General features: G+C 73.8%; 9 protein-coding genes and 2 pseudogenes. 5 read left to right on the top strand and 6 right to left on the bottom strand.

From position 1 onward, the window contains the following. The coding region (locus JNW87_RS24985; RefSeq protein ID WP_238454494.1) for a hypothetical protein at positions 1–1,076 on the top strand (1,076 nt) is incomplete at its 5' end. 145 nt (positions 1,077–1,221) lie between these two features. Here the strand turns inward: JNW87_RS24985 and JNW87_RS24980 are convergent. Further along, on the bottom strand, positions 1,222–1,941 hold the full coding sequence (locus tag JNW87_RS24980; RefSeq protein ID WP_238454493.1) for a hypothetical protein: 720 nt from the start codon (positions 1,939–1,941) through the stop codon (positions 1,222–1,224). Beyond that, a pseudogene (locus JNW87_RS24975) lies at positions 1,826–2,671 on the bottom strand (hypothetical protein); the annotation flags it as partial. The gene JNW87_RS24980 and the pseudogene JNW87_RS24975, both read right to left, overlap by 116 nt. A gap of 55 nt (positions 2,672–2,726) precedes the next feature. Between JNW87_RS24975 and JNW87_RS24970 the strand changes: the two are divergent. After that, a complete protein-coding gene (locus tag JNW87_RS24970; RefSeq protein ID WP_109800105.1) occupies positions 2,727–3,917 on the top strand; it encodes a DNA recombination protein RmuC in 1,191 nt (396 codons plus the stop codon). 148 nt (positions 3,918–4,065) lie between these two features. Continuing rightward, a pseudogene (locus tag JNW87_RS24965) lies at positions 4,066–7,366 on the top strand (S8 family serine peptidase). A gap of 179 nt (positions 7,367–7,545) precedes the next feature. Here JNW87_RS24965 and JNW87_RS24960 read toward each other — a convergent pair. Both JNW87_RS24960 and JNW87_RS24955 read right to left on the bottom strand, forming a co-directional pair. After that, on the bottom strand, positions 7,546–7,980 hold the full coding sequence (locus JNW87_RS24960) for a hypothetical protein (protein WP_109800107.1): 435 nt from the start codon (positions 7,978–7,980) through the stop codon (positions 7,546–7,548). A gap of 46 nt (positions 7,981–8,026) precedes the next feature. Beyond that, entirely contained in the window at positions 8,027–9,019 is a 993-nt protein-coding gene (locus tag JNW87_RS24955) for a 4-hydroxy-3-methylbut-2-enyl diphosphate reductase (RefSeq protein ID WP_109800108.1), read from the bottom strand. Between the two features lie 470 nt (positions 9,020–9,489). On the opposite strand from JNW87_RS24955, the gene xseA reads away from it, so the two are divergent. After that, complete coding sequence (xseA, locus tag JNW87_RS24950) at positions 9,490–10,710, top strand: exodeoxyribonuclease VII large subunit (protein ID WP_109806004.1); 1,221 nt, start codon at positions 9,490–9,492, stop codon at positions 10,708–10,710. Between the two features lie 47 nt (positions 10,711–10,757). Continuing rightward, positions 10,758–10,970, top strand: coding sequence for an exodeoxyribonuclease VII small subunit (locus JNW87_RS24945; RefSeq protein WP_109806007.1), 213 nt, complete (start codon positions 10,758–10,760; stop codon positions 10,968–10,970). A gap of 39 nt (positions 10,971–11,009) precedes the next feature. On the opposite strand, the gene JNW87_RS24940 is transcribed toward JNW87_RS24945, so the two are convergent. Continuing rightward, positions 11,010–11,852, bottom strand: coding sequence for a hypothetical protein (locus JNW87_RS24940; RefSeq protein WP_236648771.1), 843 nt, complete (start codon positions 11,850–11,852; stop codon positions 11,010–11,012). Positions 11,853–12,119: 267 nt separating this feature from the next. Further along, the coding region (locus JNW87_RS24935; RefSeq protein WP_238454492.1) for a DUF4245 domain-containing protein at positions 12,120–12,769 on the bottom strand (650 nt) is incomplete at its 5' end.

Genomic DNA, 12,769 nt, shown 5'->3' with positions numbered 1-12,769 from the left:
GCGGCTGCTCCGTCGCGGTGGCCGACCTGCGCGCCGACCTGGTCGCCGACCGGGCGAAGATGGGCGACGACTTCATGGCCGCCGCCGCCCGCCACCAGGACCGGCTGGCCCCCGCGCAGGGCCTGGCCCGCGACCACCGCCCGGCCCCGGTCGACCTGGCCACCGCCGCGGCGGCGGTCCGCGAGACGGTACGCCCCGAGACCGCCGTCGCCGGTGAGGTGCTGGCCGGGATCACCCTCGGCGGCGGCGACCTGGTCGACGCCCTGCCGGACAGCGGCGACCCGCTGCGCCGGCTGCTCGCCGGCGTCACCTTCGACGTGCCCGCCTACGAGCTGCTGCGCGGGCTGTCCCAGGAACACGTGGTGCCGAACCTGCCGGCGGTCGCCCCGGAGACGATGACCGCGCTGGCCGCCAACCCGCGCTTCATCGAGGCGTTCCTGGTCGGGCTCAACCACGAGATGAGCCGGGAGATGCTCTGGCGGGAGTTCCCCGCCGACCCGCGGCAGACCTGGTTCCGGCAGTTCTGGGACGTCCGCGGCGCCGTGTCCGCCGGGGCCCCGCTCACCGACATCCCGCCACTGACCGACCCGGCCTGGCGCAACGGGCCGCTGGGCAGCCACCTGACCGCCGTCGGCGCTCCCGGCGAGCAGTCGCTGGTGCTGGTCATCCGCGGCGAGCTGCTGCGCCGGTACCCGTCCACGATCGTCACCATGCGGGCCGCCACCTGGACCGGACCGGAGGAACGGACCCCGACCGGGCCGGACGTCCTGCCGATCTTCAACGCCTGGCTCTCCCCCGACCTGCTGCTGTTCGGCTTCCCGTGCACCGCCGAAACGGCCCGCGGCGCCGCCCGGCAGGCCGACGGGCCCCCCGGCTGGTTCTTCCTGCTCCGGGAGCAGCCCGCCGCGCCCCGCTTCGGCGTGGACCTCACCGGCGACCCGCCGGCGCCGGACGCGGTGGTCTTCGCCGCCCGCCAGGGCCGCAACGCCGCCGACACCGCGTCGGCCGTCCTGCAACGCCCCGTCCTCCTGGCCCGCCACGCCAGCGACCTGCTACCGACGCCGGAGAGCCGATGAGCACCTCGTCGTACGCCGCCGACCGGCCGCCGCTGTCCGGCGCGCTGACCCAGACCCCGTGGACGCTGACCGCCGCCGCCCCGGCGGTCATGCTGCCGGTACGCCTGGAGACCCGGTTCGCCGGCGCGGCCCTGAAGATCCGGGTCTACCCCGACCAGCTCCACGTCGACGACCACGAACCGGGGCTGACCGCCGAGGAGATCGCCGCCGGGCGCGCGTACTGGGGTGAGGGGCAACCGGGCGGACCGGGCGGCACGCCCGACGAGGCCGCCTGGAGCGACCTGGTCCGCCGCTTCGGCGCGCCCCGCGCCGCCTGGATCGCCCGGGTGCTGGAGCCGGTCGCCGGCGTCTTCCCCGACCCGCTGACCCGCCCCGGCCCGTGGTGCGAACCGGCCCGGGCCCGGCTGCTGCCCACCCAGTGGTACGCGGTCGGCCGCACCGCCAGCGGCAAGCTCTTCACCGGCGGGTCGGGCACCGTCACCCCGGACCTGCCGGTCGGGCCGACCCCGCTGGCCGCCGACGCCGCCGGGACCTTCGGCGGGGACGAGGCGCCCCCGGTCGACGCGGGGATGCGTTGGACCGTCGACTTCGCCACCGCAGTGGCCGCCGGCATGGCGTTCACCGTCACCGTTCCCGTCGACGCCAAGGGCCAGCCGGAGCCGGTGGAGCGGCTGCTCGTCTTCGGACTCGACACCAGAACCGGACCGACCGGGACCGTCCGGGCGCTGAGCCGCCTGCTGGAGGCGCACGCCGCCACCGACGGGCTCGCCTTCCTCGCCCCCGACGAACCGACCAACAACACCGGGAGCGCCACCCCGGCGGCCACCCCCACGGCGTCCCCGGTGACGACCGGTGACAGCGCCACGGCCGCCGCCGCGCCGGAAGCCGCCGCCGCCCTGGTCGCCGCCGCCCTGGTCGCCGAAGTCCCCGCCCTGGTCCTGGCCGTCGCCGAAGCCCTCCTGGTAGCCGGCCTCGTAGCCGTAGCCCGGGTCGGCGAAGGCGGGCGAGAAGAGCGCGTCGGCGATCAGGATGCCGCCGAGCACGCCGGCCCCGGTGCCGAGCGCGGTCTTCCACCAGGGCGTCGAGTACCAGCCGGCGGGCACCGGACGGCCCTGCCAGTTGCCGCCCGGGTAGTAATAGGGCGTCTGGTTGCCCGGCTGCGGGCCGGCCCGGTAGGTCTGCCCCTGCACGTTGACCTCACGCTCCTTGGTGAGCATGCCGGCGCCCCGGGCGGCGGCCAGCGGCGGCAGCTCCGGGCCCGGGTCGATGCCCAGCGCGGTGCGGGCGGCCCGGATGTAGGCCAGCCCCTCCAGCGCGGTCTCCCGGGCCAGCGCGAACTGGTGCGGCGTCCCCGCCTGCTCCAGCTGCGACCCGGCCGCGTTGTACCGCTCACCGGCGTCGGCCAGCGCCTGCCGCACCGCCGGCGCGTCGCCGTGCAGGTTCATCAACTGCCCGCCGAGGCGCTCGTACCAGCGCTGCGCCTCCGCGCGGGCGTCGGCCAGCTCGGTGGCCCGCCGGGCCCTGCTCCCCCACCGCCAGAACACGAGCGCACCTCCGAGCAACAGGACCAGGATCACCCACAGGGCAGCTTCCATACCCCCGAACGTACCCACCGGGCGCTCGTCGTACCCGTTTGGCAAGCTCTCGGGCATGGACTTCGCGACGCTGGCCGTGGTGGTGCTCTGCCTCGCCGCGGGCGGCGCGGTCGGCTGGCTGGCCGCCCGGTCCCGCGCGGCCACCCAGATCGCCCGGTTGGAGGCGACCCTGGAGGCCACCCGGGCGGGCGAGGGGCGGCTGGAGCAGTCGATGCGGGCGCTCAGCTACGAGGCGACCGCCCAGTCGCAGGAGGCGGTCGCCCGGGCGGTGGCCCCGCTGCACGACACCCTCCGGCGGTACGAGCAGCGGGTCGCCGAGCTGGAGCACGACCGGGTCGACGCGTACGCCGAGCTGCGGGAGCAGGTCCGGGCGATGAGCACGGTCTCCGGGGAGCTGCGCACCGAGACCAAGCAGCTGGTGGCCGCGCTGCGGGCGCCGCAGGTGCGGGGGCGCTGGGGCGAGCACCAGCTCCGCCGGATCGTCGAGGCCGCCGGCCTGCTGGAGCACTGCGACTTCGACGAGCAGGTCACCGCCGCCACCGACCACCAGGGGGTCCGCCCCGACCTGGTGGTCCGGCTGCACGGCGGGCGCAGCGTGGTGGTCGACGCCAAGGCGCCCTTCGACGCGTACCTGACCGCGATGGAGGCGCGCGACGAGCGGGGGCGGGACACCCACCTCGACGCGCACGCGCGGCACCTGCGGGCGCACGTGGACGCGCTCGCGGCGAAGACCTACTGGGCGGCCTTCGACTCGACGCCGGAGTTCGTGGTGCTCTTCGTGCCGGCCGACCCGTTCCTCGACGTGGCGTTGCAGCGCGACCCGACGCTGCTGGAGCACGCCTTCGCCCGCAACGTGGTGCTCGCGACCCCGGCCACCCTGGTGGCGCTGTTGCGCACGGTGGCCTACTCGTGGCGGCAGGAGGCGTTGGCGCGCAACGCGGTGGCGGTGCATTCCCTGGCCCGCGAACTGTACGGGCGACTGTCCACCCTGGGCGACCACGTCGGCAAGCTCGGCGCATCGCTCGGCGGGGCGGTGACCGCGTACAACCGGGCGGTCGGGTCGCTGGAGGCGCGGGTGCTGGTCAGCGCGCGCAAGCTCGCCGAGCTGGGCGTCTCCGACCAGGAGCTGGCCACCCCGGCGCAGGTGGAGCTGGCACCCCGGCAGCCGCAGGCCCCGGAGCTGGTCGGGACCGGGAACGAGGGCGGGTCCACATCGGCCGAACGGTCAGCAGACATCGACGTTTAACACGGCCGGTGTGACGATGACGGCCGACCCACGTCACGGACCGGTCACAACCTACGTCTCGGTAGTGACATCGACGCCGGCCACCCCGAAGGATTTCGCTCACGCGTGCCCTGTTTCTGAAGGGCCCTGTTCTCTGGAGGAAGAGAACGTGAGTAAACCCCGCAACCTGAGCCGGCGTACCTCCGCCGCGCTCTTCGCCTCGGTCCTGGCGGCCGGCGCCATGACGTGGGGGGTGGCGCCGCGACCGCGAGCGCCGCCCCCGCCACCACCCCCGACGCCTCGCAGCCGACCGCCGTCGAGACGCTGGGCGCGCACGACGCCAAGCTCCTCGACGAGGCGGAGGCGAAGCACGCCCCGACCGTCACCCTGATCATCGCCGCCAAGAAGGGGTCGGCCAAGAAGGTCGCCGACGGCCTGAAGGGCCTGGGCGCCTCCATCAGCGAGCGGTACGACCAGGTCGGCTACCTGCTGGCCAAGGTCCCCACCGCGAAGGTCCTCAAGGCCGCCACGCTGCCCGGCGTCTCCGCCGTCGACCTCGACGAGACCATCAAGCTCCCCGACCCGGCCCCCGAGGCCGCCCCGGCCGGCGCGAAGACCGCCGAGCAGGGCGAGACCCTGGCCGGCCCCGGTGGGGACACCGGCGCGGTCAACCCGTACATGCCGACCAACGAGACCGGCGCGGAGGCCTTCAAGGCCGCGCACCCGGAGTGGGACGGCCGCGGCGTCACCATCGGCATCATGGACTCCGGCATCGACCTGGACCAGCCGGCGCTGCAGAAGACCACCACGGGTGAGCGCAAGATCGTCGACTGGGTCACCGCGACGGACCCGCTCGAGGACCCCACCTGGCGTCGGATGAACAACGAGGCCACCGGCCCGACCTTCAGCATCGCGGGCGCCACCTGGACCGCCCCGGCCGGCGCCTACCGGTTCAACCTCTTCCGGGAGAACATCACCGCGGCCAGCGACCCGGCCGGTGACGTCAACCGGGACGGCGACACCACCGACGCATGGGGCATCCTCTACGACCCGGCCAACGGCAACATCTGGGTCGACGTCAACCAGAACAACAACTTCACCGATGACGAGCTGATGCGGCCGTACAAGGAGAAGTTCCAGGTCGGCCACTTCGGCACGGACAGCCCGGCCACCGCGGTCCGCGATCAGATGCCGTTCGTGGTCGAGTACCGCCGCAACGTGGACACCTCGCCGATCGGCATCCCGGGCACCTGGGACTACGTGAACATCGGCATCATCGAGGCGACCCACGGCACGCACGTCGCCGGCATCACCGCCGCCAACGACATGCTGGGCAACAGCGCCTTCGACGGCGCCGCCCCCGGCGCCAAGCTGGTCTCCGCCCGGGCCTGCTCCTGGGGCGGCGGCTGCACCGCCGCGGCGCTCACCACCGGCATGGCCGACCTGGTGATCAACCGCAAGGTCGACGTGGTCAACATGTCGATCGGCGGCCTGCCGGCGCTCAACGACGGCTCGAACGCCCGCGCGAACCTCTACAACGACCTGATCAACACGTACGGCGTGCAGATGTTCATCTCGGCCGGCAACTCCGGCCCGGGCCTGAACACCGTCGGCGACCCCTCCGTCGCCACCGACGTGGTCAGCGTCGCCGCGAACATCAGCAAGGACACCTGGCTGGCCAACTACGGCTCGGTGGTCCGCAAGGACAACGCGCTGTTCAACTTCTCCTCGCGCGGCCCGCGTGAGGACGGCGGCTTCAAGCCGAGCATCTCCGCCCCCGGCTCGGCCATCTCCACCGCGCCGACCTGGCAGCCGGGCAACCCGGTCCCCGAGGCCGGCTACCCGCTGCCCCCGGGCTACCAGATGCTGAACGGCACCTCGATGGCCTCCCCGCAGGCCACCGGCGCCGCCGCGCTGCTGCTGTCGGCCGCGAAGGCGACCGACAAGGGCGTCACCCCGGCCGCGCTGCGCCGGGCCATCTACACCTCCGCCAAGCCGATCGCCGGCGTCCCGACGTACGGCCAGGGTTACGGCATGTTCAACGTGCCGGGCGCGTGGGGCCTGCTGGCCGCGGGCGTGCAGACCCGGAGCTACACCTCCGCGGCGCCGGTCTGCACCGAGCTGTCGGAGAACCTGACCAGGTACAACAAGGCCTCCGGCGAGTTCGAGCCGACCCCGAACGTGGGCACCGGCGTCTACAACCGCTGCGCTGCTGACCGCGGCGGCCAGAAGGTCAAGGAGAGCCGCTACTACGAGGTCAAGCTGACCCGGACCAGCGGCCCGAACAAGGGCGTCGCGCACAACGTCGCGTTCCGCGGCAACGACGGCACGTTCACCGCGCCGCAGGTCGTGTGGCTGCCGCTGAACAAGACCGTCACCGTCAAGGTCAAGGCGAAGCCGCTGACCGCGGGGGCGCACGGCGCGATCATGACGATCGACGACCCGGCCACCTCGGTGGTCGACTTCGAGGTCTCCACCGTCGTGGTCGCCTCGAACGCGGTCTCCGCCCCGGAGTACTCCTTCTCCGGCGGGGGTTCGGTCGAGCGGAACAGCTTCACCTCGTACTTCGTGACGGTGCCGCAGGGCGCGGGCGCGCTCCAGGTCAACCTCTCCGGCATCGCGACCGGTTCGCAGACCCGGTTCATCGCCGTCAACCCGTACGGCGTTCCGGTGGAGAGCACCGCGAGCACCGCCTGCTACACCAACTTCTCCGACGCCGCCGCCTGCAAGCCGCAGGAGCGGGACTACCAGAACCCGATCGCGGGGGTCTGGGAGATCGAGGTGGAGTCGCGGCGGACCTCGCCGGCCCTGGACAACCCGTTCCAGCTCCAGGCTCGGGTGCAGGGCGTCAAGGTCGAGCCGGCCGTGGTCGAGCTGCCGGCGGTCACCGCCGGCGCCCCGACCGAGGTGAGCTGGGGCCTGACCAACACGTTCGGCCCGGTCCAGGTGACCGGCGTGGGTGGCCCGCTCTCCAGCGTGCGCGCCGAGCGGCCGACCATCGCCGAGGGCGCCGTCCAGGAGTACCTGGTGGACGTCCCGGCGGGGGCGACCTCGTTCACCGCCCGGATCGGCAACACCGCCAACCTGGGCGCCGACCTGGACCTGTACGTCTTCCTCGGCACCACCGAGGTCGCCGCGCGGCCGACGGTGACTCCGAGGAGGCGGTGACCCTGAAGAACCCGGCCGCCGGCACCTACCGGGTCCGGATCGACGGGTACGCCGTCGACGGCCCGGGCACCAGCACCGCGTACGACTACCGGGACTCCTTCTCGGCTACGGCGCTGGGCTCGCTGTCCGCCCCGAACACCCCGCTGTCCCTGGCCAACGGCGCCACCGCCACCCTCACGGGTACGGTGACCGCCCTGGCCGCCCCGGCCGCCGGTCGCGAGCTCTACGGCGACCTGGCCGTCACCACCACCGAGGGCGCGGTCGTCGGCCGCGGCTCGGTGGCCATCGGCTCGGTGAACTGACCGCCCGCTGAACCAAGGAGCCCCGCCCCCGTTCCCGGGGGCGGGGCTCCGCCCGTTCCGGCCGGGACCACCCCTGTGATCATGAAATTGTTGTCGCGACACGTCCCGGCGGGTGACAACAACTTCATGATCGACCCGGGGGAGGCCGGGGAGGGCTGGTCAGCGCCGGGTGCCAGAGGTCAGGCGGGGCGGGCGGCTGCGACGACGAAGGGGGTGCCCTGTTGGCAGGTGGTCATCATGCCGGGCTGGGAGCGGCCGGTGACCGTGACCCGGGCGCCGGGCTTCAGCACGTCGCGGGGGCCGCCGATGAGCAGGTTGCCGTCGAGCAGCAGGCAGTTGGGCTCGACCCCGGCCTGGATGGTGCCGGTGAGGGTGGTGTCACCCGCCGGCGGGGGCTTCGTCGGACCGGGGGTGCCCTTGGGCGGCTTCGTGGGCAGCGGGTCGACCGGGTTCTGCGGGTCGTTCGGGCTGTTGGTCGGGTTCGGGTTCGGCTGGCTGGTCACCGGGGCTGCTCCCGTCGGGGTGGCGGTGCCGTCCGTACCGGCCTGGCCGCCGCAGGCGCTCAGCGCCGCGCAGACGACCAGGGCGGGGACGGCGAGCCGAAGGTTCCTCATACCCGTATCGGACGTACGGCTGGGGTGGTTCGTTCCCGGCGGCCGGTCAGCCCTGCGCGGCGGTCGCGGCGGCCTTCATGTCCCGCTTGAGCTCCTGCGGCAGCGAGAAGGTCAGCCGCTCGTTGGCGGTGGTGATCTCCTCGACGTCGGTGAAGCCCCGCTCGGCCAAATGCGCGAGCACCTGCTGGACCAGCTCGTCGGGCACGCTGGCGCCGGAGGTGACACCGACCGTGCCGGCGCCGGCCAGCCAGGCGTCGTCGATCTCGTCGGCGAAGTCGACCAGGTGACCGGCGCGGGCGCCGGCGTCCAGGGCGACCTCGACCAGGCGCACCGAGTTGGAGGAGTTGCGCGATCCGACGACGATCACCACGTCGCAGTCGGGGGCGATCTCCTTCACCACGTGCTGCCGGTTGGAGGTCGCGTAGCAGATGTCGTCGCTGGGCGGCGACTGGAGCAGCGGCAGCCGAGACTTGAGCCGGGCCACCGTCTCCAGCGTCTCGTCCACAGACAAGGTGGTCTGCGAGAGCCAGACGACCTTGTTCGGGTCGCGCACGGTGACCTTGTCGGCCCCGTCCGGGCCGTCGACCAGCTGGATGTGCGCGGGGGCCTCACCGGCGGTGCCGACGACCTCCTCGTGCCCCTCGTGGCCGATCAGCAGGATGTCGTAGTCCTCGGCGGCGAACCGCTTGGCCTCCTGGTGCACCTTGGTGACCAGCGGGCAGGTCGCGTCGATCGCCTTGAGCGAGCGCGCCCTGGCCTGCTCGTAGACCTCGGGGGCCACGCCGTGCGCGGAGAAGATCACGGTGGCGCCCTCGGGCACCTCCTCGTTCTCCTCCACGAAGATCGCGCCCTTGGCCTCCAGGGTCTGCACCACGTGCTTGTTGTGCACGATCTGCTTGCGCACGTAGATGGGCGCGCCGTAGAGCTTCAGCGCCTCCTCGACGGTCTGCACCGCCCGGTCCACGCCCGCGCAGTAGCCGCGAGGCTTGGCCAGGAGCACGCGCTTGCCGGTCCGGGAAGTCGTCTCAGCCTGAGTCACCCGCCCATCCTACGTGCCCGGTTTTCCGACGGCAGCGGCTGCGACCCGCGCCACATAAGGCCGCACGGGCTGGCGGAATGACCGGACCGGCAGCGCGCGGGGCCACCGGAGACCCCTGCACGGGTACGAGAGGACGCGCGCCCTGGTGATCCAGAAGACCCCTGACGAGATCGAGCTGATGGCCCGGGCGGGTTCCGTCCTGGCCGAGGTGCACGAGGTGCTGGCCGAGGCGGCCGCCCCCGGCGTCACCACCCCGGAGCTGGACGCGCTCGCCGCCGAGATCGCGGCCGAGGCGGGCCCCGGGTCCTCACCGCCCGCCCCACGGAGACCCACCTCCTCACCCACCCCCTGCGCGCCGCCGGCCCCTGACCTTCACGTCGATCATGAGGTTGGCGGGTGGATCGGAGCTCGAACCGCCCGTCAACCTCATGATCAACGGCGTCGGGGCGGCGGGATCGTAGGGTGGGCGGGTGAGTGGAGGCGAAGCGGGGCGGAGCACGTCGGAAGAGCCGTGGCCGGTACGGGTGGTCAGCCAGAAGGTGGGGGCCTGGATCGCGCGGCTCGGCTGGGTGTGGGTGGACGGGCAGGTGGCGCAGATCAGCCGCCGTCCCGGGGCGAGCACCGTGTTCCTCACCCTGCGCGACCCGTCGGCGGATCTCAGCCTGACCGTCACCACCAACCGGGACGTGCTCGACGCGGGCGCGCCGGAGCTGCGCGAGGGCGCCCGGGTGGTGCTGCACGCCAAGCCGGAGTTCTACGCCGCCCGGGGCACGCTGAGCCTGCGCGCCGACGAGATCCGGCAGGTGGGGCTCGGCGAGCTGCTGGCCCGGCTGGAGAAGCTCAAGAAGCTGCTGGCCGCCGAGGGCCTCTTCGACCGGAACCGCAAGCGCCGCCCGCCGTTCCTGCCCGGCCGGATCGGGCTGATCACCGGCCGCGCCTCGGCCGCCGAGCGGGACGTGCTGACCAACGCGCGGCGGCGCTGGCCGGCGGTGGAGTTCCGCACGGTCAACGTCGCGGTGCAGGGGCCGAGCGCCGTCCCGCAGATCGTCGACGCGCTCAAGGTGCTCGACGCGGACCCGACCATCGACGTGATCATCCTGGCCCGGGGCGGCGGCAGCATCGAGGACCTGCTCCCCTTCTCCGACGAGGCGCTCTGCCGGGCGGTCTTCGCCTGCCGTACGCCGGTGGTCAGCGCCATCGGCCACGAGACGGACGCGCCGCTGGTCGACTACGTCGCCGACGTCCGCGCCTCGACGCCCACCGACGCGGCGAAGCGGATCGTCCCCGACCTGACCGAGGAGGTACGCCTCATCGGCCAGGCCCGGTCCCGCCTGGAGCGGGCCGTCCGCAACCTGGTCGACCGGGAGTCGCACCGGCTGGACCTGCTCCGCTCCCGCCCGGTGCTGGCCCGGCCGCAGGTGATGGTGGACCAGCGCGCCGCCGAGGTGGCCGCGCTGCGCGACCGGACCGGCCGCTGCCTGGACCACCGGCTCGGCGCCGCCGGCGAAGACCTGCGGCACACCCTGGCCCGGCTGCGCGCGCTCTCGCCCGCCGCGACCCTCGACCGTGGATACGCGATCGTGCAGCGCGCCGACGGCCATGTGGTCCGGGCGGCCGCCGAGGTGGCCAAGGGCGACCCGCTGCGGGTACGCCTCGCCGACGGCGAGCTGACCGCGACCGTCGACGGCTGACCGGCGGCGGGCGGGCGACGGCGGGCGGATGTGGTGGGATGGGTGCGATGACTGACGAGAAGAAGGACGAGCGGCTCAGCTACGAGCAGGCCCGCGCCGAGCTGGCCCAGGTGGTCGAGCGGCTGGAGACCGGCGGCACGTCGCTGGAGGAGTCGCTGGCGCTCTGGGAGCGCGGCGAGCAGTTGGCCGACATCTGCCAGCGCTGGCTGGACGGCGCCCGGGCGCGGATCGACGCGGCCCGGCAGCGCGCCGAGGACTGACGCGACGGCGGGACGGCCGGAGCCGCCCCGCCGTCGGGCTCAGTTGAACAGGTTGTAGAACTCCGGCGGGGCCTCCACCACCTGGTCGGCCGACGGCTTCTGTGCGGCCGAGGCGTTGCCGTAGTCCGAGTACGTGACCTTGATGTCCTGGGCGGCGCTCTGGCCGGCCGCCGGCATCTGGACCACCATCTCGCTGAGCCGGCCCTGCGGGTCGAGCTTCGCGGTGAACGGCACCGACTTCGCCTGCGCGCCGAGCGCGGTGATCACGGTGGGGTCGACCGAACCGGCCTCGGCCGCCCTGGACACGTCGAGCGTGCCGGCGTACATGCCGTCGCCGGTCTGCCGGACCTCGGTGATGCCCTGCGTCAGCACCGCGCTGCCGGCCGGGTCGACCTTCTCGAAGTCGAAGCCCAGCGCCCGGTTGCCCTTGATCCGGGTCTGGTCCAGGTGCTGGTACTTGCCGAGGTTGAGCTTCTGCACCCCGGGGATGCTGCCGGCCGACTTGCCGCCCAGCTCCACCTTCACCCAGCTGTCCGGCTTGAGGTGGATCAGGTCGAGCTTCATCATCAGGTCGGAGGACGCGTCGCCGATCGTCACCCGCATCTCCGCGCTCTGGCTGGGCTCGTGGACCTGGCCCTCGGCCGTGGAGCCGGCGCCGGACATGGTGAACCGGAAGTTGCCGTTCCGGATCTCGTTGGTGGAGTTCAGCAGCGCCTGCTTGGCGTCACCGGTGCCGGGGGTGGCGCCGCTCGGCGCGATGCTGCCGGCGACCGTCGGGGACGCGGAGGCCCCCGCCTCGCCGTTCCCGGTGCTGTTGCAGGCCGCCAGGCCAGGAGTGAGCAGCGCCGCGGCGAAAGCGGCTGCGCTGAAACGTCGAATCATCACGTGAACCTCTCCAGGTGGGTCGTCCGGCCCACGGAGGCGCCGGAGGCGTGGCGCCGCAGCCCTCACGCCGGCTCCGGCGCACGAGCCGCGTCCGGCCGGCGGAGCGACCCGGCGAGCTCGTGCTCCCTCTGTTCCCTGAAGCGGCCTTCCGCAATCCCTGTCCGGTCCGCGCGACCCCGGACGGGCGACCCGGCCGGCGGCGGCGCGGGCCACCCCCGACCGCGCGGGCTCAGCCCCTGAGGGCCCCTGACCCGCCAGCCGCCGTCAGCGGAGGGCGTTGGCGAGCTGGCGCAGCTCGGCGTCCCCGGCGTCGCCGACCACGATCACCGTCCTCGTCGGTTCCAGCAGCACCAGCGCCTGCTCGTTGCCGCGGGCGGTGTAGCGCTGCCACCTCCCGCCGGGCAGGTCGGCCGTCCCCTGCGGCTGGCCGCCGCTCAGCTCGGCGGGCAGCAGCTTCTCGGCGGGCACGTTGCTCTGCACGAGCTGCGCGCCGCGCCCCTCCGGGGTCAGGTAGCCGATTCGCAGCGTCGCCCCGGTCGGCTCGGTCCGGTAGCGGGCGCTGACCGTACGCCAGTCGGCGGCCAGGCCGGCCGGCGCGCTGACCGGGAACGTGTTGGCCGCCCGCGCCTGCTCGACGGCGGGCGCGGGGTCCACGGTGGCCGGCTCGTCGCCGCCGAGGAACCCCCGGTAGAAGGCGAGCAGCAGCGCGATGGGGACCAGCAGCACGAGCAGCGACAGCGCCATGTCCCGGGGCGACCGCTCGGCGCGGGACTTCTCCCGGCGAGCCGGCGGCGCGGGCTGGTCGTCGGGGACGGCCGGGTGCTCGCCGGCCCCACCCCGGGCCGCGCGTGGCGGCTCGACCAGCGCCGGCTCGCCCGCCTCGGCGAGGGGCGCGGGTCCGGTGGCGGGCTCGA

This window comes from Micromonospora sp. ATA51, assembly GCF_016802855.1.
GTDB lineage: Bacteria > Actinomycetota > Actinomycetes > Mycobacteriales > Micromonosporaceae > Micromonospora > Micromonospora sicca.
This window is presented reverse-complemented; position numbering and strand designations above follow the sequence as displayed.

Coding starts and splice junctions, on each gene's coding strand:
- JNW87_RS24960 (WP_109800107.1), bottom strand. CDS start 7,980: ATGAGGAACCTTCGGCTCGCCGTCCCCGCCCTGGTCGTCTGCGCGGCG.
- JNW87_RS24940 (WP_236648771.1), bottom strand. CDS start 11,852: ATGATTCGACGTTTCAGCGCAGCCGCTTTCGCCGCGGCGCTGCTCACT.
- JNW87_RS24970 (WP_109800105.1), top strand. CDS start 2,727: ATGGACTTCGCGACGCTGGCCGTGGTGGTGCTCTGCCTCGCCGCGGGC.
- JNW87_RS24945 (WP_109806007.1), top strand. CDS start 10,758: ATGACTGACGAGAAGAAGGACGAGCGGCTCAGCTACGAGCAGGCCCGC.